Below are 21,562 nucleotides of genomic sequence, written 5' to 3'. Positions count from 1 at the left end.
TGCCAGCAAGGAAAACGGTTGCGTATGCATGGTCAGGCGTCTTTTGTCTCATCGGGATCTGATGAAACTCGCTGATTATAGGCTTTAGTCGCGCTGGCGAAAAAGGTGAAAACCAGCACCAGTCCCCAGGGCAGCATAAGAATACTCATAATCAGCATGTATATTTGTACAAAGCGCTCATCATGGGGCCGGGTGCAGAGTAGATAAATTGCATAAAAATAAAGAATCCAGAGTAAAACCGCGATCCCCAGCACGGTGAGTGAGCCGAGGTAGATAAACGCCAGACCGTAAAAGCTGGCGGTAATCGGGCCGATGATGGCGATAACCATTCCCCAAATCAGGGGCTGACTCCACTTTTGCATGCTCGTTCCTTGAGAGTGATTTGGCTGAAAACTAACCTGGTGGTTAAGCGTAAAGACAGCACTTCTGTTGCCAGGAGGGGCTTTTTCGGAATAGTGCTTGCAGGGCGCTAGAAAGGGAAATGAATCAGCTCGACGTCTTCTGGCGTGACTTTGACCATTGAACCTTCGCTATGCCACGCGCCAAGAACCACGCGACAAGCGGCTTTGCCATTGGCTTGTAGCTGATGAACGGCCGGACGGTGCGTATGCCCGTGAATCAGCCACTGAACGTGATGCTTCTCCATGACGTCAACCACTGCCTGCGGGTTCACGTCCATAATGTCCATCGACTTGCTGCTGTTGGCGGCTTTGCTGTCGGCGCGCATTTTGGCGGCAATACGGCGGCGGATAAACAGCGGTAAGGCCAAAAACAGGCGCTGGACCCAGGGGTTGTGAACCTTCGCGCGAAACGCCAGATAGCCTGCGTCGTCGGTGCAGAGGGTATCTCCGTGCATAATCAGCACTTTGCGCCCGTAGAGATCGAGAAGCTGCTCTTCCGGCAGTAGAGTCATCGCGCTTTGGCGGGCAAATCGCTTGCCGACGAGAAAATCGCGGTTGCCGTGGATGAAGTAGCAGGGGACGCCGGAGTCGGCTAACGCTTTGAGCGCTGAGGCAATTTGCTGATGCAGTGGATTCGGATCGTCATCACCGATCCACGCTTCAAACAGGTCGCCGAGGATATACAGGGCGTCCGCCTTGCGGGCTTCCCCCTGTAAAAAGCGCAGAAAACCGGCGGTAATCGCCGGTTCTTCCGTTTGCAGATGCAAATCCGCAATAAAAAGTGTCGCCACGAATTACTCGCTGACGGTGACGCTTTTGATCACAACATCTTCTTTCGGCACATCCTGGTGCATGCCGCTGCGGCCGGTAGATACCGATTTGATTTTGTCGACCACGTCCATACCTTCAACCACTTCTGCAAATACACAGTAGCCCCAACCCTGCAGGCTTTCGCCGGAGAAGTTCAGGAAGTCGTTATCGGCGACGTTGATGAAGAACTGTGCGGTGGCGGAGTGAGGTGCCTGAGTACGAGCCATCGCCAGGGTGCCACGGGTGTTTTTCAGACCGTTGTTAGCTTCGTTCTGAATCGGAGATTTGGTGGTTTTCTGATTCATGCCCGGTTCAAAACCGCCGCCCTGAATCATAAAGCCGTTGATAACACGGTGGAAAATGGTGTTGTCGTAGAAACCTTCACGACAGTAGTCCAGGAAGTTTTTGACTGTTTCCGGCGCCTTGTCGTCAAACGTCTTGATTACGATATCGCCATGATTGGTGTGGAAAGTTACCATTTTTGCATCCTGTTCCGATGATTGTGGTGCCTGCACCCGGAGTCGGGTGAGATATAGGGGGCTGTTATAGCATAACCTCGGGGTTGGATCACCTTGCAATGTGTGCTGCTTCGGGGTTGAATTAAGGTTAGAATACGCGACTTATATCCACACACGTCTACACGGAATCTTCGATGTTAAAAATTTTTAATACACTGACGCGCCAAAAAGAAGAATTTAAACCTATCCATGCCGGGGAAGTTGGCATGTACGTGTGTGGTATTACCGTTTACGACCTCTGTCATATCGGCCATGGCCGTACGTTTGTTTCATTCGACGTGGTTTCACGCTACCTGCGCTTTCTCGGCTACAAGCTGAAGTATGTGCGCAACATCACCGACATTGACGACAAAATCATTAAGCGTGCTAATGAAAACGGCGAAAGCTTCGTTGCGCTGGTGGATCGTATGATTGCCGAGATGCACAAAGACTTCGACGCGCTGAATATCCTGCGCCCGGATCAGGAACCACGTGCAACTCACCATATCCCGGAAATCATTGAGATCACCGAGCAGCTGATCGCCAAAGGTCATGCTTATGTCGCAGACAACGGCGACGTGATGTTCGACGTCCCGACCGACCCGAACTATGGTCAGCTGTCGCGCCAGGACCTCGACCAGCTGCAGGCCGGTGCGCGCGTTGATGTGGTTGACGTCAAGCATAACCCGATGGACTTCGTGCTGTGGAAGATGTCGAAAGAGGGCGAGCCGAGCTGGCCGTCGCCGTGGGGCGCGGGCCGTCCGGGTTGGCACATCGAGTGTTCAGCGATGAACTGCAAACAGTTGGGCAACCATTTCGACATTCACGGCGGTGGTTCCGACCTGATGTTCCCGCACCATGAAAACGAAATCGCCCAGTCCACGTGTGCTCATGACGGCGAGTACGTTAACTACTGGATGCACTCCGGGATGGTGATGGTTGACCGCGAGAAGATGTCAAAATCGCTGGGCAACTTCTTTACCGTGCGCGACGTGCTCAAGTACTACGACGCGGAGACCATTCGCTACTTCCTGATGTCAGGTCACTATCGCAGCCAGCTGAACTATAGCGAAGAGAACCTCAAACAGGCGCGCTCAGCGCTGGAACGTCTGTACACTGCGCTGCGCGGAACTGACAGAACCGCAGAGCCAGCGGGCGGTGAGGTGTTTGAAGCGCGTTTCATTGAAGCGATGGACGACGATTTCAACACCCCGGAAGCCTACTCTGCACTGTTCGATATGGCGCGTGAAGTGAACCGCCTGAAGAGCGAAGATGCCGCCGCAGCCAACGCCATGGCAGCGCATATGCGTAAGCTCGCCTCGGTGCTGGGCCTGCTGGAGCAGGAGCCGGATGCTTTCCTGCAAAGCGGTGCGCAGGCGGACGACGGAGAGGTGGCCGAAATTGAGTCTTTGATCCAACAGCGCCTGGATGCGCGTAAAGCGAAAGACTGGGCGGCTGCGGATGCTGCGCGTGACCGTCTCAACGAGATGGGCATTGTGCTGGAAGACGGTCCACAGGGTACCACCTGGCGGCGTAAGTAATCTCTTAGAGCCTGGCTCATTAGCGCTATTTTGCTTGCCACTTTGAACTTGGGCAGTGCTCAAACTGTCTGCGCCAATAACGCCTGCTGGGATAGGCTCTTATTGAAATTAAGGCCGCTTTACTGCGGCCTTATCATTTATAATAAACCCCGATAAGCACAAGTTCTCTGAATTCAATCCGTTACATTTTTTTCCGGCTTCTATATGCCCACAAACACAGCGTCAGAACGGCTCCCGGCAGCCAGACCCACTGTAGTTCTGAAATAATAACCTGATGGCCGGATGGCGTAGTGTATTGCGCTAAGGCAAAAGGAGCGACTTTGATGACCTGCCAGGGTGCAAAGAAACGCTCATCCAGCCATGGCCACAGCCAGCCTACACCTTTCCCACCTGTGGTAATTGAATCCAGCAGGCTATGTGACAGCAACGAAACCGTCAAAAACAGCCAGCTACGCACCAGGCCGACGCGGAACCATCGCCCCGCAAATAATACGCAAAGCAGCGGAACAACAAACGCAAACAGGAGGGAATGCGTAAAACCGCGATGGCCGAAGACATTGCCGTAGGCGATGCCGAACTTGAATGACAGCACATCGGCATCCGGCAACATGGCAAGTACGACGCCAGCCAGCAACAGACGTGGTGGGATAATCTGTAGCCCCAGCCCGGCTCCAAGACATAAAGGCAAGGCGGCGTGGGTAATGATGGTTGGCATATCCCGTAATCCTGAGAAAATAATTGCCATTATCGCCCCTGTACCCGGTAAAGACATTCCCTCCAGATTCTGATTTTGGGCAAATGAATGGATCGGCGCGCTGATTTTTTGCATTGCGACCATTCCTGTTCGTTCGCTAACGCGCTAGCGTGAAGCTAAATATCATAAGGGAGAAGATGTATGCAGAAGGTGGCGTTGGTTACCGGGGGCAGTAAAGGCATTGGTTATGCGGCGGCGCAGGCCCTGTATCAGATGGGTTACGCGGTCATCGTGGTGGCACGTAACGAGCAGCAGCTTACTGAGTGCGCAGAGGGGCTGGACGCTGAACGATTTATTCCGATTGCCGCAGACGTCACTGACCCGCAGCAGGTTGAGACACTTTTTCAGCGCGTCCACGAACAGTTTGGTCGTCTGGATTTGCTGTTTAACAATGCGGGCAATAACAGTCCGGCGAAATCAATTGAAGAGATCCCGTTTGAGGAGTGGCAGCGGGTGTTCAATCTTAACGTGCACGCCAGCTTCCTCTGTGCCAAAGAAGCTATCAAGATAATGAAACAGCAGCAGCCGATGGGCGGGCGGATTATTAACAACGCTTCTATTTCTGCAACCACCCCACGCTTGTATAGCGCGCCGTATACCGCCTCGAAGCACGCGATTACTGGGCTGACAAAATCCATCGCACTCGACTGTCGACAATATAATATCGCCTGCGGGCAGATTAACGTTGGCAACGCCGAGACGCAGCTTTCGGCGCGGATGCGCAAAGGCGTTTATCAGGCTAACGGCACGATTGCGCCAGAGGCGATGATGGATGTGGCCGATGTTGCGGCGGCGATTCAGATGATTGCGGCGCTGCCGCCAACGACTAACGTACTGGAGCTGACGATCATGGCCAACGAGATGCCGTTCGTTGGGCGGGGATAAAATTAAGGCGCCGGTTGTGGCGCCTTTGCTTTTTACTCGGTAACGGTAATGCTTTGACCTTCAAAGCTCACCGTTTGGCCGGCGACGATTTTGCAGCGCTTGCGGGTTTCGACCGCGCCGTCGACTTTGACCAGACCATCGGCAATGGCGATTTTCGCCTGCGCGCCGCTCTCGCTCCAGCCTTCCAGCTTCAGCAGATCGCACAGTTCAACGTGCGGGTGTTTGCCTAAAGAAAAATTCGCCATCTCAGGCCTCCTGAATGTCGTGATACTCTTCGCACGCCTGCAGCGTGTTCTGAATGAGAGTGGCAACGGTCATAGGGCCGACGCCGCCGGGAACCGGCGTGATGAACGATGCGCGTGCGGCGGCATCTTCATAGACCACGTCGCCAACCACTTTGCCGCTTTCCAGGCGGTTAATGCCAACATCGACCACAATCGCGCCTTCTTTAATCCATTCACCCGGAATAAAGCCCGGTTTACCGACCGCGACGATCAGCAGGTCGGCGTTTTCGACGTGATGACGCAGGTTTTTGGTAAAGCGATGGGTCACGGTCGTGGTGCAACCTGCTAACAGCAGCTCCATGCTCATCGGGCGTCCGACAATATTGGATGCGCCAATGACCACCGCGTTCAGGCCGTAGGTATCGATGTTGTAACGTTCAAGCAGGGTCACGATGCCGCGCGGGGTGCACGGACGCAGGCGCGGTGCGCGCTGGCACAGGCGGCCCACGTTATACGGGTGGAAACCGTCGACGTCTTTGTCCGGCGAAATGCGTTCGAGAACTTTAACATTATCAATACCAGCGGGCAGCGGCAGTTGGACCAGAATACCGTCAATAGCGTTATCGGCATTCAGCGTGTCGATAAGCTCCAGCAGCTCCGCTTCGCTGGTGGTTTCCGGGAGATCGTACGAACGGGAGACGAAGCCTACCTCTTCACACGCTTTGCGCTTGCTAGCGACATAAATCTGCGATGCTGGGTTGCTGCCAACCAGTACGACGGCTAACCCTGGGGCACGAAATCCTGCCGCAACGCGAGCCTTCACTTTTTCCGCAACCTCAGAGCGTACCTGCTGCGCAATCGTTTTACCGTCAATAATTTTTGCTGCCATCAGAGAGAGGATTCCATCTGTATCTTTACGAAAGGGGGATGGTGATATTTTGTCAGAAGCCAGCCCCGCTGTCAGTCTTCGTTTGAGATTTTATCTTTCTTTTGGCCTGACCGGAGTCGAGCGGGTACTGAAGTTAGCGTGCAAAAATATGCACCTGGATAAACTTTATACTGCTTTAGATGAATAACCAGACAGGTTATGCAGACAAGCGCAGTTTCGCGGCAAAATACATTGACTCATCAGGCGTGCACCGTATAATTCCCGGCGATTGCACATTATGAAGTTCCCACTTCTCAGTGCGCCCTTAGCTCAGTTGGATAGAGCAACGGCCTTCTAAGCCGTAGGTCACAGGTTCGAGCCCTGTAGGGCGTACCATTAATAATCAACTACTTATCAACTTCCTCCCGCCACTGATTTTTCCTTGTGGGACATATTCCTCAAAAAACTGAGTCAATTTGCCGCGCATGTTCCGTTAAATGATTAGGTGCCAGGTGAGCATATCTGCGTACTATTTCGATGCTCTCCCATTTCCTGAAGTACAGAAAGTGGAAGGCGGCAAGAAAGTGAACCCCGATGAGCTTATTCAGATAAGTTATTCAGGCGAACGAGCGCGGCTAACACACATGCAGCTTGAAGTATGACGAGTATAATTGGGGTTTACATAATTCTAATAGCTAACCTCCAGCTATGTTGGCGGTTAGCTATTAGAAAAGGGCAATCACTGTCAATTATATGTTACCCAAATATTTAACTTCCCGGTAACGGGACCTGTGTATTCGGTACCGTTCATTTTTATTGCATCTGTTTGAACATAGCGGGCGGTAAAATTTACAATGCTGGTTGAATCAAATAACGGCGTGCTATCAGCTATGGCTTTGGTTGTCCCCAATCCGCTAATCACTATCTTTGTATTATCTGTCGGAATTGCAGCATTATTATATAATAACTGAATGGCAAGGCCGTCGATTATAGTACCACCAGTAGAATCGTACAGACTCACATCCTGCCTGGAGGATACACTGTTCGCGTCTTCAAAGCTGATTTGGGTGTCATCAACCTTCCCTGAGCATTCCATCACAATATTGACCGGAACCTGACTGCCATAGGCGGGAAAAATGCCGGGCTTAACAACCGGATCGATGCTTACCCAGTTACTCATAGGGACTATATAATCTTTTGTTTTGAGCTGACAGGTTGGCCGGACGATTTGAACACCTCCGCTGCCGATATCAAAAGCATAAGTAGAGTAAACATTACCAGCATATACCTGAATACTGCTATAGCCGCTCCGGAGCGCCAGCGGCGTTGCATCATAATCTATCGGTCCATCTTTTATTAATTCGGCCTTTACTTGATATGATTGAGTTATAGGGGTCGTACTAGCGAAGGAATATCTTCCATCACTTAGAGGCTTAACCACAAAAAAATACATGGTAATAAAATCTTGATATTTTTCCCTTTCTGACTCAAATCCGTTGTCTGGGACATATTTGTTATTAATTCTTATTGCAGCTAACAGCGTTCCAAAGCTTGCATCACCGCTGTCAGGAAAGGGTTGACAGCCTTGACAAGGTTCCGGGGCGGCTTGATTAAATAAGTAAGTATATTTAAGTGATAAGCCACTATTATTGGTATATATATTATTTGGCGCTGTAGACGTGGTACCACTGAAACTGACGCTGTAACTTAGAAATGTCTTACTGGAACTCGGCACAGATATTTTAGGATCGGAATTACTGATGCCGGATCCGGTACAGGTTGCAGAAAAATCGAGAAAATTACCCCAAGTATAAATAACGGAGTTATTTTGCAGGTTATCATCAATCACTAAAGTTTTAGGTTGTGATAAGGGTTTGTTGTTATCTGGAATGTTATATATACAGGTACCAGCAGGCTGACCTGCATTGTCTCCAGCTAGCCAGGTTACCTGTTCGGAAAAAGTAGAGGCATGGCACGGCGCAGTTACAGCGACAAAAAGCATGCCTGAAGTAAATATTTTTTTATACATTAAAGATTCACCTCTGTTGTAAACTCTTTACCTGCACCGCCATAGTCATGAACTGCGCTGTAGATCAATTTCACCGAACCAGATATATTTTGGGGAACCTCATAGCGTTGGGAACCAAACGGTGGTGGCATATGAAATTTGTCGTCCAGCATCACTTCAGCTTTGGTACCTTGTTTTAATGCTAATTTACCAAAACTAATATAATAAGCCGAATTATTTTTAGCCTTCAGCCAGGTTTTACCTCCCTCTTTTTCTACTGACCACGTCAGTTTATTTACCGCATCGCGTGCATCTTCGTAATTAAACCCTACTGGACGAACAAAAACCTTCATGCGACTACGAATTGCAATAACCAGTTTATTATCTATACTGGCTTTTGATTTTGGTGGGATTTCTTGTATATTCAGCCAATAAACTGACTCACGATCCTGAGGAACCTGTGAAGGAATGACTACCAATCGCAGTTTACCCTCGTTTCCTCCATTTAATTTCATTACCGGTGGGGTGAGAACTATGGGGATATTATCATCACGACCATTAAGATCTTCCATCCACGACTGAATCATATAACTATTGGGTGCGTCATTAATAATCTCAACCGCTGTCTCTTTATCTGCAGCATATGCGATAGCACGAGTCAGTTGAGGACGAACCGCTGAGAGTGCAGAATGGCTGATGCATGTGAGTAGTAATAACGCAACCTTTCCTTTCAAACTCCATGATATCCGTTTCATAAGCATCCTTAATAAAATTATTCAATATTCTTGCAGGCTGATTTCACAGGAAATCCTGTGAAATCAGAAGATCATTCACACTGTACGATAATTTTTTTATACCAGTTATCGCGTTCTAATTGCTCTTTAGTCGCTGGAGGTAAATTAAATCGACATTGTTGTGTATTACCGTCTCCCCATACAACCTGTAATACCTGTTGGATACGTGCGTCAAGGCCACTTAAATAAACCACGTTTTTATTTCCAATAATGCCGGCTTCTTCCTTTTCGCCCTCTATATAAACAGGTGCGCCGAGGGGAATTTTCTTGGCGCTTTTTATTTCAACCATCGCACGCCTGCCAGAGCGTGTGGCGAAATGCAAAAGGACGGCGGCACCTTCAGATGGCACAACCTTTCGCGTAGTTTCTTTAAGTTCAACGTTTTCGGCATGGGTTGTATCAAGCGTCAACGTATTATAACGGTACGGTGTCAGATAATTAACAACGGTGCGTCCCCAATAATCTGTTTTCGCATTATTACTTGAATTAACACCGATGCCGCTGGCATCAGGTGTTTCAATAATACCGATGGTTCTGCCTAGCGCTGGAGTCAGTATTAATCCTCCGCGATAAAGCACCAGCCCGCCGCTCATTCCTGCTGAAAATTGCGTAGAATTATCATCGTGCCCGACGGAGCCATTTAACGCGGCGAGACTGGAACTGTATCCTGCTGAGAAGGATTCGCTATAGTTCCCTTCTTCGTTGCGCTGGAAGTTAGCTGAATAGTTCAGATTGTTATCCAGGGCTGTACCAGAGTAGCCCAGAGTCTGGTTGTAGCGATTATCTTTGTTTCGCGTTAAACCATAGTTAACAGTGCCTATTGAAGCTGCATTTTTACCCCAATGCAGCGGGATACTGACATTGAGATTCAGTTGGTTATCTTTAAAATTATTATCCTTGGTGTATGTCCATGATAAGGAAACGTTCGCCGATCCAATATTGGTACCCGCTCCTCCTGAAATGGATGTACTTTTGTCGGATGTATTATAAAAGCGGTCCTGGCTGAGAGAAAAATAAAGGCTACCTTTACCCGCTAACCCTTGGTTAATATTCATCTCAACCCGACTACGGCGGCGTCGATTCCAGCCGCTATCACCATAATCATAACCATTAATATCTTCATAGTTTGAGCGGGTCATAAATTCAGAAAAATCAAGGAAATTCTCTGAACGGTATTGGTAGCCCAAAATTTGTAAGCCCGTATCAGTTTCAGAAAATTGCTTAGCATATAATAAGCGCAATGCGGAGCCATTATGTGACACATCGTCATTCCAGGTCTCACGATAATAAGCATTAGCAAATTCAAAAGAGAATGCGCCCAGGCTGCCTACGTTCCATGCGGTACCAATTGCTGCGGACTGATAATTCTCTGCGATAAGCAGCGTATTATTAACAGTGATCTTTTCGAAACCATACTCTATGTTAGTTGTTCCAAGCCATGGCTGATCGGCACTGTTCGCTCCATCGCGATATTGCCCAATAGCCGTACCATAGCGAAGCGTCCCCGGCCGAAGTAAGGTCGGCAGTGTTGTGAAGGGAACCCAAAAGACCTGTTTTGTACCATCCGCTTCTTCAACGGTAACTTCCAGATCGGCACCAACCTGAGCGCTGTAGATATCATCTATTGCAAATTCACCGGGTGTTAAGGTCGCGCTGTAAATAATATTATTGCGCTGGCGAACATAGATACGTGCGTTTGTGCGAGCTACACCTCGTATTACTGGCGCATAACTAAATTCATTATCCAGCATCATACTTTCGCTAGTATTCAAGGAGATACCGCGCAGTGGTATCGGGCCGAAAATACTGCTTTTAGTCTTAGTATAAAGATCGCCAACTGCAAATGTGCCGTGCACAGGCGCGAAGTCGCGGCTCATATACAAACGATCGTGATTGTTATCCCATTTGCCTTGTGTGTCACGGCTAAAGGAGTCAATGCTGAATAACCGCCACGGACCAAAACCAGCCACGCTGTTCAGGTTGATATAGGCACTGGAGGTCTTATCATCAATATTGCTGTTGTGCGTATTTTTTAATTGTGTTTGGTAATAGTAGCCAGAGTAGCTCGTGCGTAAATTAGCGACGCCATGATCCCACTCTTTTGGTGAAATCATAGTGAAATGGGTTGAATCAATAGCAACCTGTGGAACCTGAATTTTCAGGATCTGCACCGTGTCGTCATAATCAATCCGGGAATGAGGAATGCTGGAAGCTAAATCTTCGCAAACCTGTAACTTTTTTGTTTCAACCACGTTTTTAACTGGCGTAGTTGATGGCTTTTTCCATTTATCATAATTTTCAGTCTTGATGCCTATTTGTTTTAAAAAATCAGAAGGCAAACAAGCTATCACTTCATCTTTTTTAGCATTTTCAATAAAATTAATTGGATACTGATCTACAAGCCTTTCATTGAGATATACATCGACTTGTTTAATGCCCGGTGATACAGAGTTTTTGATGAGGAAAATATCCGGAGAAGCACCATTTTTGTCCTTCTTCAGAAAACCTTCTTCAAATTCAAAATCATTGGACAAAGCAATAGAAGGTATAGCGGCTAATATAACAGAAATGCATAACCCTAAGAGATTTCGGTGAAATATCGCTTTGTGCAGGGAGGTAGGAGCATACCCCTTATAATAATTTTTCTTTTCCATGTAACCAACCCAGAGCAGTCCGTTGATGGCGATACTTAAATTGTCAGTAAACGAAGATTCAGCTTTAATCTGAATCTTCGTTTTTTTAGTTTTTCACGTCCTGAATAATTCAGGTTGTGAAAAATTAATAGTAAGAAATGACGTAATCTGTAATACCTTGAACCGGACCAGTGGTTACGCTGGTGCTGAGCGATTTATACGCTGCGGTGTATTGCAGAGAGACTGCCCCTGGAGTTCCTGAAGGAGGCAGGGCTACGCCAGGTGCTACGCTTGGGCCGCCGTTCAGATCAACTTGGGTACCGCCAGACAAAATTGCAATACCTACGTCACCTGCACCACCAACTGCGGTGTTACCCATGATATTACTATCTCCGACAGGAGAAGTGGTTGTGGTGAACAGAGCACGTACGTTGTTCAGTGCTGCTGTTGCCTGGCAGCCGCTGAGTTCAATTGTGAACGGTGTATGTCCCGCGTAGGTGCCTGCGGCCGCACTTAGAGAAGTGGCGGTTACATTTGGCAGACCGATAGTTGCGTTGTTAGATGCGGTGCCGCCAATTATTGCAGCGCCTGCAACAGTGGTACATGCGCTAGCAGTAACCTGACCATTGAAGGTGATGGTTCCGTCAGCAGCCATTGCGCTTGCGGATAACAAAGCAGAGGAAGCTAAAGCAGCCATTAAAACACGGTTCATTTTCATATGATAAAACTCCATTTTTTGGGTTATGAAATGCCTTTCAGAATATTATGTATTCTTGAGACAATTTTTTTATATCCTAATAAAACACCAGAACTATTTAACATGCTTTATCTTAAGCATATAAAAGCTACCAGGTAGTATGTATAAAAATATAAAATCTAAAAATTATATGCTTCGAGTATGTCTCTGCAAAATAAAACAGCAAGAGCATTACAACTCATAAAGCCATATTTATATAAAACATTCCGTTTCGCTTGGTAAATATATTTAGCCGAAAGATTATGGTGTTCAACAACCGCTTCTATCGGATGTCCATTACCTAAGCAAATGAATAAATCAATTATTTTCTGAGGATATTTTTTTCTACCCAGATAATATGGTGATTTACTTGCTTTTTGGATTAGCAATAAAAAATCCTCACTGCCCATACGTTTAGGGGCAAGCCACGGGAAATATGTTTGGGTTGTCGTCACGACAGGCATATCTAGCAAGATCAGAAGCCGGCAGCTTTTTTTATACGCTATCTTCATTAAGATACTACGGAGATGGCTATTGTTGACAGCTAAAACGACAAGATCACCACTTTTGGGAGAAAAATATCTGATCCCTTCTGTTGGATTTAAAAATAAAGATGTGCCAGCAAGCTCTTGCGTGACGATCTTAATCCCAGACAAAAACATGCGATCGTCAGAGATGAAATGGTAATTCATATCATTCAGTCCTTTAATGAAGTGCGCTTAATCCTTTTAGCGTATTGCGTAGATGGGTTTCTTACCCTGAACAAATATTAACGGTAAATTACGGTGAGATAAAATTGGTTGTATCATTTAATATTGCTTTTAAAAAAGAGGAGACAAATCATAAAAATGCTAATTAATAATACAATCAATCATGATGAAAATTGAACTTATAAATTGTAATGATATGTTTACTGTAACTATATATTATCAATATGTTTATTGTAACCATATAATAAAATGTTTATTTTTCATATGAAATTGGTGTGTTTGTTTGTTTTTTTTGTTTGTTTTTGAGGCGCGATGAGTTATTTTTTTCAATTTGCGTGATTATTTATTGTTCTGCTGTGGTTTTTTGAATCATTTCTATGGGTTTGGTTTTTAAAATTACAACATTGAAATATGTTTAACATCAAAATGACTAATCAAAAATATGCAATTATCCTATGTATAAAGATTAATTCATATTTGTGATGGGGAATATATTCTTATGCTTTTGTCCTAATTTATGTGATTTATCTCATGCAATGTGAATTCTGATACTAAACCCAGCACTCAGAGATGCTCCCAAGACCGAATGGTCGATAAGTTAATTCCATAGAAGATCTGCTGCTCCGTCTAAGGAGTTTTTCTGACCAAAATATCCTGCATAATGATCACCAGCAGCGTTTTATCTTCTCCACATTGTATAACGTGATTAATGATGCGTTCAGTGATGACATTATGCCTGCTTTGCTCCGGATAAAAATCCAGGTGCGCTGCGCCGGAATCCAGCACCGCGTCGTGTTCGCCAGTAATGGTAACGGCTACGGTATATGTCCGGGGTGGAACTGCCTGGTGAAGCCGCTGGCAAACGGGATCAATGAAGCGGCGCTACAGGCGTTTGAACAGTGGCTGGTGGCGCACTAACCGCGCATATACGTTAAAAAAGTAGCGAAACGAGTTAGGGCGGCAGCAGTTACCCGCGCCGCCGGATCTTTACCGATATGCCCGTTCAGAAGCGCCAGCTCAGCCTGGCATCTACGCTATTATCCTGATTGTTATTCGACAACAATCCGCTGTACCCCAAAGCCACGCTAGCGTTGGGACCGATGTTCAGCTCTGCCCGAGCGCGCAGCGTTGCGCCATCGCGGGAAGCGGGCACGCTTCGGGTATCAAATCCTTGCCCGTTTTGGGTGAAGCGTTGCCGCATCTCGCGTTCGGTGGAACCATACTGATGCAGCCAGCCCAGCTCGCCTCCTACTTTTAGCGCCACGGTTTTCGTCAAACCCCATATTTTATCCGCCCGCATTCCGAGCGTTGATAATGTGGCTTCGTTGTTTTGGCGGCTGGCATACAGGGCGGCGGCATTGCCTCGCTCATGAAATCCCTGATTCTGGTAACTGATATAGCTCAGGTTGGCGAACGGCTCCAGCGTCAGCCAGGCGGTCTCAAGACCGTAGCCCACATCGGCAAAAACCTGTGCTGTGCGGGCGTTATAGCGTGCATTCTGTTGTCCGGACTCCATGCCATAGACCACTGAACGCGAGGTGTCGATGCGGTGCCAGGTCCATGCTGCACCAGTGCGTAACGTGGTGTTTCCCATGCGTTGGCTGCCATAAAGCGCGAGGGGGAAGTTATCGCTGTTCGCCGAGGCGCTATCGGTGCCGTCAAACTGCGTTCGGGTGTAACCTGTGGCGATACCGACGCGGGCCGTCTCGCTGAGCGGGGTATCGAATCCGAACAATACGCCCCAGGCTGAGGCGTGGTAAGCCGACGCGTTGCCGTCAGCTGAAGCATGATCCCAGGCTCCCAGCAGTTTGGCCCAGCTACCGTTGCCGGATGCGGTTTTAATATCACTGGCGACGCTCTCATCATCCGCCTGCCGCAGACGGTCATAGAGCGTATCGCGTAAATAGCGACTGTCGTTTATCAAGGTGGCGGCGATATCGGCGTGGATCTGCCCGGAAAGCTGGCGAAATGCCCGCTGAGCTTCAGTTGGAGTTGAGAGTTGCAGAATACTCTCCTGCACAGGATGACCCGTTGGCAAAGCCTCTGCCGCCAGTGCGACGCCCCGGGTATTATGGGTTGTGGCAACGGAAGCAAATGATCTGGCGTTGCGCCCCACCGCCAGAGAGAGGGCATCGTGATCATAAGCCAGCGCGGTACCGAGGAACAAATATTGCGGTATGACGGTGCTGAATTGTCCGGTGATCCCGTCGGTCGCGCTGAGGATGGTGTAGCGCTGGCCCAGCAGAGTTGTTACCTCCTGCTGTGATAGCAAGTTCGGGCGGTTCTCCAGCGCTACGGCAACGGTGCCGCCGTTGAGCCGGGCCTGGCCGCTGCTCTGGATGCTGTCGCTTTGTCCACTGGCGTTGACCTCGACCCGATACAGAGAGCCTGGATTGAAGGTGATATCTCCCGTGTGCATAACGCCAATGGAATGTCCGGGGGAGAGCGTCCCGCCGCCGTTAACGGTGACCTGTTGCAGGTACCCGGTTCCGGCAAGCACGCCGCCAGAGGTGGTCATAACGCCGGTTATCTCTCTTACCGTACCGACGCCGCTGGCATCAACTGTGACAGCGGAGTGTTGTAACGTGCCGTCGACGGACAGCATGCCGCCGCGCACCCAGGTGCTGCCCTGCCAGGTATTATTGCCGCTGAGAATCAGCTCACCATCTCCTAGCTTAATCAGACTTCCCACATAATTTTTCCCACTCAACGCATCCAACGCCAGATCTTGCGCAGCCCGTTGGCGATTCATACCGACTTCATATTCAAATTCATCGTCGGCGCTGGCATCGTCCGGTAGTCCATTTTCCCAGCCGTTTTGCCGTTTGGTTTGCCGCCATGCCTGCTGTTCGGCCTCGTTTTCTGCTTGTCTGGCGCGAATGGCGTCGTCAGAGATGTCGTTGGCCCAGATATCGCGCAGCCCGGCGGGGAGGTCGGCCGTCAGGCTGCCCAGCAGTTGCCCCGGCCCCTGCATCGCTTTTTTCAAATCAGGTATTCCCCAGCCAAAATCATTGGGAACCTGTGGCGTTCCTGCTGGTGCGTTGTGTACCGGTTGCAGATAATCGTAGGTGCGCAGGCCATCTTCGCTCCCTGGTCCGGGAAGCTGCTCCGGGTTGTCCGCCAACTGTAGGGTGCTGGTGGTCAGCAGGACGTTGCGGATTTCCGTCGGTGACAGATAAGAAAAGCGTTCTGCGATCAGGGCCATCGCTCCTGAGATATTAGGTGCAGAGGCTGATGTGCCGTTCGCGTTGGGGGTATATCCCCCACTCAGTGAGGTGGAGGGCATACCCGATGCGCCCATGATGCACCACCATTTTGCGCTACCGCACTGGTTGTAGACCTGAGCATGAGTCTGATCCAGCCCGCTGACGCTCAGCCAGCGTGACTCCAGCTCAGGATAAAACCATGGCAGGTTTGCGTTGGTGGCGGGGTTGGCGCCCAGACTGTTGTTGCTGGCGGAGACGACCTGGACAAAAGAGTATTTGCGTCCGGCGTCGACCATCGCGTCCAGCCAGGTTTTGTGGCCTGCCTGAACGGCATCCCAGAACGGACGGAATGCGGCTTTCATCGCCGCCAGTTTATCGGCGCTGTTGGCGGAGATATCACCAAAATCGTTTTCGACTTCATCCCTGGAATCTTGCCCCCAGCTCTGATTGACCAGAATGACGTGATGGGCGGCCAGCGCGTCAAAGCTGGCTTTAAAGGCGTTGTAATCCAGATCTCGCGAACCCTGAAAACGGTTATCATCGGTGCCGCCGGTATTGGCGACAAACAGGTTTGCGTTAAATGCCACACCATGCATACCTGTGCCGTCGCGGCTGGCGGCCAGTACGCCTGACATTTCGGTGCCGTGGGCGTCGTTGATGGCGGGATCGTAAACCCCTGACAGGGTAAAAGCTTCGCCCTGCTGGAACTCTCCGATTCTGATAGGGACACCATGCTCATCTTCTTCGGTGGAATAGGCCGGGTGGGTGGCGTAATAGACCCCGCTGGCGGTGACGGCCTGGATTCTGGAGTTACCTTCAGCGTTATTTCCCTGAAACTCATTGTGAGTCAACAGAATACCGGAATCCAGCACCCCGACGTTGACCCCTTTACCGGTGATACCCAGCGCGTAGGCGTAGTAAGCCCCGGTTTTTTCAAGCCCCCAATTGGTCTGCGCTTCCGGTGTTTTCCAACTGGCGGCATGTTGATCCCAGTTACGGGAAATCGTATTCCAGTCGCGCCCGGCGTTTAATTCGGCTTTTACATTAATCGCGATCCCCGGTTCCTGATACGGCGTTATTTGCGCGGTCGGTAAACGAGAAGCTATCTCTGCGGCGAGCGCATTGAGTACTCTGATGCTTTCGGCATCGTAACTGGTCAGGGCATAAAGATAATAGGAAAGGTAATCTCTGAAGTTTCCCTGTTCATAATCATAATTTAGCGTTCGCTGGCTAAGGTCTCCGGGTAACGCGCTAATCGCCAGGTTCTGTGGATTCAACAGGTAATTTCTACCCAGAAGGCTGTCAAAATCGTTGGCGCTCTGGCTGAACCGATCGGCGGACTGGTTAAGACCCACGGTGAAATACATTCCCAGGCGCTCAAACGCATCGGGATCGTTTTGCGCGAGCGCATCCGCTGAATCTAAATAGGCTTGCCTGAGGACCTCTGGCGTATAAGGGGATATTTCCCCGGCAACCCCATTATGACTGAATAATAAACTGGCGCTTACTAGCAAGAAACTTGTAACTCTGCGGGGGCTGTATTGACCGCAGAGGAGAGAATAACAGCCCATCGCCATACGTAGTTTCCTTATGATTATTAATATATTGCCCGTAAACGGACGGTGATAATCCTTCAGTAAACTAAAAATAATAAAAGGGTCACTGGCGGCTCGCAGAGTCGCCTTATTATTGTCGGATTGAATGGCGGTCAGATTGATGGTGGTTTGCTCATAAACTGACCGTTGATACAGCTTAGTATTGAGTCTTCGGTTTTTCTCGCGTGCAGCGGATTTTATTACTGGGCGTGCTCAGTTCCACCAAAGAGCATTGAGAGAGAGGCCAATATCCCCGTGAATAAAAAGCCCGGCAGCAACATACGGTTGCGCCGGGCCTGATGACTTGCAATCAAACATCAACGCAGCGGAATTCGCGCTACGCTTTCTTCGGTGTTGGCTTTTGCCGCCGCACCGTCGTTTTTCACGGTGACAAACAGCGCGTGCGCTTTGTTATCCAGCGCCAGGCTGTTTGGGTGTGGAAGCAGCGGGAGGGTTTGCAGATGAGCCAGCGTCTTACTCTCAAAGACGGAAAGCGAGCCTGCGCCTTTTTCCACCCGCACGCCGCCGCGATTGGTCACATAAACCCGTTCTTTCTCTTCATCAAGCAGCAGGGAAATCGGCACTTCCTGGGTCTCAACGCTGGTCAGTAGTTTGCCGTCCTGCGCGTTCATGGCGAACAGGCGATGCCCGCTGCTGCGGCGAGTGTAGGTTTCTTTCAGATGATAGTTGCGGTACTTGTCGCGATCGATCCCCTGGTCAACGCCCAGAATCCGATCGTTTTTGCGGTCATAAACCAGATTCAGCAGTTGATCGGCCTGGATCTCATGCTTACTGGTTATTTCCAGTGTATCGGCATTGACGGTCATCAACTGACCCTGCATGTTCGAGACGAACACACGGCGTCCTTTTTCATCCAGCGCGATACCGACGGCATAGAAACCGAAGCCGGGAAGGGTTTTCTCCAGTTTGCCGGTGCGGGTATTCACCACGTAGAGCACGCTGTCCACGCCGTAACCGAGGCCGGGCAGGAACAGACGCCCGGTCTGGGCATCAAATCGCGCCTCGCGGACTTTATACAGATAGCCTTCGCTGATTTTGAAACGCTTAAGCTCGGCGAGCATAAAATCGAGGCGTTCACCGCTCATGCCCGCTTTACGCCAGGCTGATTCAATATTGACCTCATCTTGTAATTTTATCGACCCCAGGCTGCGGTTGGTGGCGGTATCAACAATCCCCACGCTGCCGTTGAAGCCTTCGGTCAAATAGAGACGATTATTCTCATCGTCCAGCGCGACGCCAAAACCTTTGACATCAATAGAGATGGTGGCCTGCGTTTCCAGAGTTTGCGGATTGAGGCGCAGAACGGTCGATTTTTTCTCATCCTTCCAGTCCGGCGAGCTGACAAACACGGCATTTTGTTTTGCACTCCAGGCCAGCTCAACCACCGCTGGCGCGACGGCGGCGCGATGAATATCCTCCGGCTTGATAAGCGTCTCCTGCGCCTGAGCGAATGTCGCCGTTGCCATCAGCAAGGCGGTAAATAAACGAAAGTGGATCCCAGACATCCTGTTATCTCCAATTAAGGTGTTCGTTAAAAGCGTAATTCCACGGCGGCACCGACCAGGCGTGAGCGTTGCTGAATGGCGGTATAAACATCGTTGCTGCTGACCATCACCTTGCGGTCGGAATCAAACAGGTTTTGCGCGAACAACGTCGCCCGACCGTACATAAAGGTGTAAGCCAGCTGCGCATTCGCCGACCAATAAGAGCCGATACGACCACGTGAGTCGTTGTCGTAGGCGGAGTAGTAGGAGTCGGAGAAGGCGACGTTGCCGCTCAGCTCCCAGCCGCTGGCAACCTGCCAGGCGGCGCCGACGTTGGCGGTATACGCAGGAGCGCGGGCCAGCTCGTGACCTTCAACGCCGCTGCCGGGGAATTCGGCAATTTTGGTTTTCAGTAAACCGATATTGCCGGAAAGCTCCAGATCCCAACGCGGTGTCCAGGTGGCTCCCATCTCTGCGCCCCAGGTTTCAACCTTATCGGCATTACGGATTACCGTAGAATTGGCGGCGAGGTAATAGGGGAGCTGCATATCTTTGTAGTCGTTGTAGAAAAGGTTGCCGGTTAAGACTACGTTGCCATCGTTCAGGGCGTGGCGAGTATAAAGCTCATAGTTCCAGACGTATTCCGAGTCATAGGTGTAGCTGGTGATCGGTGCGCTCAGCGTGATCCCCGCGCCGCCGGCGTTATAGCCTCGCGCAACGCGTGCGCCCCAGGTTTGATTGGCCTCCGGTTTCCAGGCGACGTCCAGTTTCGGTAAAAAGACGTTGTAAGTTTCGTCAAAATCAATGCGCACGCTCTGGCTGCCGCCGAGACGTTTGCGGTGCTCGCGCTCAAGGCGGGTGGAGGTCGTAATATCCACCTGCGGCGTGACCGCCCAGGTCAGCTCGCCGTAGGCTGAACTGGTGCGGGTATCATCGGTGAAGGTGGAACCGCCAAAGATATAGACTGACTCATCCTGTGAGGCGTCGAAATAGCGTAATCCGGCAAAGCCCCGCAGGCGGCTGTCGCTATTGCCGAAGTGCACGACGGGTTCGACGTGCACTTCAGAACCATCGATTTTGGCTTTTGGCAGGCCGTCGGCGACGTAGCGGTTAATGTGGAATCCAGTGTAAATAAAGCGGTTTTCCAGCCGCAGGCCGTCATCGCCTTCCCAGGCAAGATCCCAGATACCGCTATTGACGTTGCTTTTAAACACCGCCCGCCGCCAGTCGTAACGGGAGCTGGTCGGGTGTGGCATCGGGTTAAGGCTTTCGTTTTGTGGAGCTCCGCTATCGGAGTGGTTGAAGGTGAGTTTGGTGGTGAGATTGCGCAGACCTGCCGGGTTGAATAGCAGCTTCGCGCGAGCGCTGGTGGTTTGTACTTCGCTCGGATCGCCGACCGGATCGTAGGCTGGTAAATTGATATCGCTGCGCCGCCGCTGGCGATCAACGCTGGCGCGGAAGGCCAGCTGTTCTTCAATCAGCGGAGCGTTGACCATCGCGGCAAGCTGGGACGAATGCTGATTACCCGCGCCGCCTTTGAAGGCGCTCTCCCAGCCAAAATCCGGGTCTTTTGATGTCATCACGATGGCCCCGGCAATGGCGTTACGGCCTTGAATATAGCTCTGCGGTCCGCGAAAAATTTCCACCCGTTCCATATCCCACAGCGACTGCGGACCGTAGGCCTGCTCATTATAGGTCAGAGAACGGCCATCAAGAGAAAGCCCCAGGCGCGGACGGGTCCCACTGAGAAACGCTCCGGCTCCGGTGCTTGGCCCGGAACCATCCACCCCGCGTACGGTTGGCAGATCGTTACCGATACCGATATCGACGGTGTTGGCAGTCATGCGCATCAGGTCAGAGACGGTTTCAGCTCCCGGCATGCTGTCGATCCGTCGGCTATCGAACACCTCAACGCTGGAGCCGGTATCGAGTAGCGAACGAGCGGTTTTTTCGCCGGTAACGATCATCAGATCCTGATCCTGATAACTGCTATCCGTGCGCTTTTTCTCCTGCTCTTCGCTCTCTGCGGCGACTACATTAAGCGGAAGCAGGCAGCACAGGCCAACTAAAAGGGCGGGAAACCCGGAAAAATTCGCTGACTCAATCGGTTCTGACCGGTCAGTTGAAGCGTGGTGTTGAGCGGCGGTATGCGTGCTCATGCGTCATCTCTCCTTTATCCATAAGGTAAATTGATGACACTGCTCACGGCTAACTGACGGTGTACCGTTATTAGCGTGTTCTGGCTCTTTTTAAAGCGTTTTAATTAAAATCTAATGCCAGATGTAATTATTTGTTTCTAATGATAACGATTTTCATTATCATATGCTAGTCGCTATATTTTGTAGCTGGCCGCAAGAAAACTGCAGGGTGCAGAGGCTGAGAAGAGAAGCGCAGC

At 50.1% G+C, this 21,562-nt stretch carries 17 protein-coding genes, 1 tRNA gene and 1 pseudogene; 4 read left to right on the top strand and 15 right to left on the bottom strand.

Annotation, left to right across the window (positions count from 1 at the left end; translation table 11 throughout):
• Positions 1-32: 32 nt before the first annotated feature.
• The 3 genes from DA718_RS21200 to ppiB form a co-directional block, all read right to left on the bottom strand.
• On the bottom strand, positions 33-362 hold the full coding sequence (locus DA718_RS21200) for a hypothetical protein (RefSeq protein ID WP_112215401.1): 330 nt from the start codon (positions 360-362) through the stop codon (positions 33-35).
• 107 nt (positions 363-469) lie between these two features.
• Positions 470-1,192: a UDP-2,3-diacylglucosamine diphosphatase gene (gene lpxH / locus DA718_RS21195; RefSeq protein ID WP_112215400.1), complete on the bottom strand. Its 723-nt coding sequence runs from the start codon at positions 1,190-1,192 to the stop codon at positions 470-472.
• A 3-nt stretch (positions 1,193-1,195) separates the two neighbouring features.
• The gene (ppiB, locus tag DA718_RS21190) at positions 1,196-1,690 is read right to left on the bottom strand and encodes a peptidylprolyl isomerase B (protein ID WP_112215399.1); all 495 of its coding nucleotides are present in this window, start codon (positions 1,688-1,690) and stop codon (positions 1,196-1,198) included.
• Between the two features lie 173 nt (positions 1,691-1,863).
• On the opposite strand from ppiB, the gene cysS reads away from it, so the two are divergent.
• Complete coding sequence (gene cysS, locus DA718_RS21185; protein ID WP_112215398.1) at positions 1,864-3,249, top strand: cysteine--tRNA ligase; 1,386 nt, start codon at positions 1,864-1,866, stop codon at positions 3,247-3,249.
• 181 nt (positions 3,250-3,430) lie between these two features.
• Here cysS and DA718_RS21180 read toward each other — a convergent pair whose 3' ends face one another.
• The gene (locus DA718_RS21180) at positions 3,431-3,964 is read right to left on the bottom strand and encodes a metal-dependent hydrolase (protein WP_112215410.1); all 534 of its coding nucleotides are present in this window, start codon (positions 3,962-3,964) and stop codon (positions 3,431-3,433) included.
• Positions 3,965-4,144: 180 nt separating this feature from the next.
• On the opposite strand from DA718_RS21180, the gene DA718_RS21175 reads away from it, so the two are divergent.
• Entirely contained in the window at positions 4,145-4,888 is a 744-nt protein-coding gene (locus DA718_RS21175) for an SDR family oxidoreductase (RefSeq protein WP_112215397.1), read from the top strand.
• Between the two features lie 32 nt (positions 4,889-4,920).
• Here DA718_RS21175 and ybcJ read toward each other — a convergent pair whose 3' ends face one another.
• The gene (gene ybcJ / locus DA718_RS21170) at positions 4,921-5,133 is read right to left on the bottom strand and encodes a ribosome-associated protein YbcJ (protein WP_110273138.1); all 213 of its coding nucleotides are present in this window, start codon (positions 5,131-5,133) and stop codon (positions 4,921-4,923) included.
• A gap of 1 nt (position 5,134) precedes the next feature.
• Positions 5,135-6,001, bottom strand: a complete 867-nt coding sequence (gene folD, locus DA718_RS21165) for a bifunctional methylenetetrahydrofolate dehydrogenase/methenyltetrahydrofolate cyclohydrolase FolD (RefSeq protein WP_112215396.1) — start codon at positions 5,999-6,001, stop codon at positions 5,135-5,137.
• A gap of 298 nt (positions 6,002-6,299) precedes the next feature.
• On the opposite strand from folD, the gene DA718_RS21160 reads away from it, so the two are divergent.
• Positions 6,300-6,376, top strand: a tRNA-Arg gene (locus DA718_RS21160).
• Positions 6,377-6,394: 18 nt separating this feature from the next.
• Here the strand turns inward: DA718_RS21160 and DA718_RS30745 are convergent.
• The 6 genes and pseudogenes from DA718_RS30745 to DA718_RS21135 form a co-directional block, all read right to left on the bottom strand.
• Positions 6,395-6,528, bottom strand: a pseudogene (locus tag DA718_RS30745) (integrase); the annotation flags it as partial.
• Between the two features lie 197 nt (positions 6,529-6,725).
• Positions 6,726-8,009: a fimbrial protein gene (locus tag DA718_RS21155; protein ID WP_112215395.1), complete on the bottom strand. Its 1,284-nt coding sequence runs from the start codon at positions 8,007-8,009 to the stop codon at positions 6,726-6,728.
• Positions 8,009-8,743, bottom strand: a complete 735-nt coding sequence (locus tag DA718_RS21150; protein ID WP_167492808.1) for a fimbrial biogenesis chaperone — start codon at positions 8,741-8,743, stop codon at positions 8,009-8,011. The genes DA718_RS21155 and DA718_RS21150 overlap by 1 nt, the downstream gene beginning before the upstream one ends.
• A gap of 71 nt (positions 8,744-8,814) precedes the next feature.
• The gene (locus DA718_RS21145) at positions 8,815-11,436 is read right to left on the bottom strand and encodes a fimbria/pilus outer membrane usher protein (protein ID WP_112215393.1); all 2,622 of its coding nucleotides are present in this window, start codon (positions 11,434-11,436) and stop codon (positions 8,815-8,817) included.
• Positions 11,437-11,560: 124 nt separating this feature from the next.
• Positions 11,561-12,133 (bottom strand): fimbrial protein, encoded by a 573-nt coding sequence (locus tag DA718_RS21140; protein WP_112215392.1) that lies wholly within the window; start codon positions 12,131-12,133, stop codon positions 11,561-11,563.
• Between the two features lie 158 nt (positions 12,134-12,291).
• On the bottom strand, positions 12,292-12,843 hold the full coding sequence (locus DA718_RS21135) for a hypothetical protein (RefSeq protein WP_112215391.1): 552 nt from the start codon (positions 12,841-12,843) through the stop codon (positions 12,292-12,294).
• Positions 12,844-13,593: 750 nt separating this feature from the next.
• Here DA718_RS21135 and DA718_RS30740 point away from each other — a divergent pair.
• On the top strand, positions 13,594-13,779 hold the full coding sequence (locus DA718_RS30740) for a hypothetical protein (RefSeq protein ID WP_227015957.1): 186 nt from the start codon (positions 13,594-13,596) through the stop codon (positions 13,777-13,779).
• Between the two features lie 85 nt (positions 13,780-13,864).
• Here the strand turns inward: DA718_RS30740 and DA718_RS21125 are convergent, their stop codons facing one another.
• The 3 genes from DA718_RS21125 to DA718_RS21115 all read right to left on the bottom strand — a co-directional run bounded on the left by DA718_RS21125 (position 13,865) and on the right by DA718_RS21115 (position 21,326).
• Positions 13,865-17,434, bottom strand: a complete 3,570-nt coding sequence (locus tag DA718_RS21125) for an autotransporter domain-containing protein (RefSeq protein WP_221888553.1) — start codon at positions 17,432-17,434, stop codon at positions 13,865-13,867.
• Positions 17,435-17,979: 545 nt separating this feature from the next.
• Entirely contained in the window at positions 17,980-19,188 is a 1,209-nt protein-coding gene (locus DA718_RS21120; RefSeq protein ID WP_112215390.1) for a YncE family protein, read from the bottom strand.
• Between the two features lie 26 nt (positions 19,189-19,214).
• Positions 19,215-21,326 (bottom strand): TonB-dependent receptor, encoded by a 2,112-nt coding sequence (locus DA718_RS21115; protein ID WP_112215389.1) that lies wholly within the window; start codon positions 21,324-21,326, stop codon positions 19,215-19,217.
• Positions 21,327-21,562 lie beyond the last annotated feature (236 nt).

The organism is Klebsiella huaxiensis, assembly GCF_003261575.2.
Lineage (GTDB): Bacteria > Pseudomonadota > Gammaproteobacteria > Enterobacterales > Enterobacteriaceae > Klebsiella > Klebsiella huaxiensis.
The sequence above is the reverse complement of the archived record's forward strand: the minus strand, read 5'-3'. Positions and strand labels throughout refer to the sequence as shown.

Bases quoted from the DNA above. Each gene is read 5' to 3' on its own strand.
- DA718_RS21200 (WP_112215401.1), bottom strand. From the start codon at position 362: ATGCAAAAGTGGAGTCAGCCCCTGATTTGGGGAATGGTTATCGCCATC.
- ppiB (WP_112215399.1), bottom strand. From the start codon at position 1,690: ATGGTAACTTTCCACACCAATCATGGCGATATCGTAATCAAGACGTTT.
- cysS (WP_112215398.1), top strand. From the start codon at position 1,864: ATGTTAAAAATTTTTAATACACTGACGCGCCAAAAAGAAGAATTTAAA.
- DA718_RS21180 (WP_112215410.1), bottom strand. From the start codon at position 3,964: ATGCCAACCATCATTACCCACGCCGCCTTGCCTTTATGTCTTGGAGCC.
- DA718_RS21175 (WP_112215397.1), top strand. From the start codon at position 4,145: ATGCAGAAGGTGGCGTTGGTTACCGGGGGCAGTAAAGGCATTGGTTAT.
- ybcJ (WP_110273138.1), bottom strand. From the start codon at position 5,133: ATGGCGAATTTTTCTTTAGGCAAACACCCGCACGTTGAACTGTGCGAT.
- folD (WP_112215396.1), bottom strand. From the start codon at position 6,001: ATGGCAGCAAAAATTATTGACGGTAAAACGATTGCGCAGCAGGTACGC.
- DA718_RS21155 (WP_112215395.1), bottom strand. From the start codon at position 8,009: ATGTATAAAAAAATATTTACTTCAGGCATGCTTTTTGTCGCTGTAACT.
- DA718_RS21150 (WP_167492808.1), bottom strand. From the start codon at position 8,743: ATGAAACGGATATCATGGAGTTTGAAAGGAAAGGTTGCGTTATTACTA.
- DA718_RS21145 (WP_112215393.1), bottom strand. From the start codon at position 11,436: ATGGAAAAGAAAAATTATTATAAGGGGTATGCTCCTACCTCCCTGCAC.
- DA718_RS21140 (WP_112215392.1), bottom strand. From the start codon at position 12,133: ATGAAAATGAACCGTGTTTTAATGGCTGCTTTAGCTTCCTCTGCTTTG.
- DA718_RS21135 (WP_112215391.1), bottom strand. From the start codon at position 12,843: ATGAATTACCATTTCATCTCTGACGATCGCATGTTTTTGTCTGGGATT.
- DA718_RS30740 (WP_227015957.1), top strand. From the start codon at position 13,594: ATGCCTGCTTTGCTCCGGATAAAAATCCAGGTGCGCTGCGCCGGAATC.
- DA718_RS21125 (WP_221888553.1), bottom strand. From the start codon at position 17,434: ATGTATTTCACCGTGGGTCTTAACCAGTCCGCCGATCGGTTCAGCCAG.
- DA718_RS21120 (WP_112215390.1), bottom strand. From the start codon at position 19,188: ATGTCTGGGATCCACTTTCGTTTATTTACCGCCTTGCTGATGGCAACG.
- DA718_RS21115 (WP_112215389.1), bottom strand. From the start codon at position 21,326: ATGAGCACGCATACCGCCGCTCAACACCACGCTTCAACTGACCGGTCA.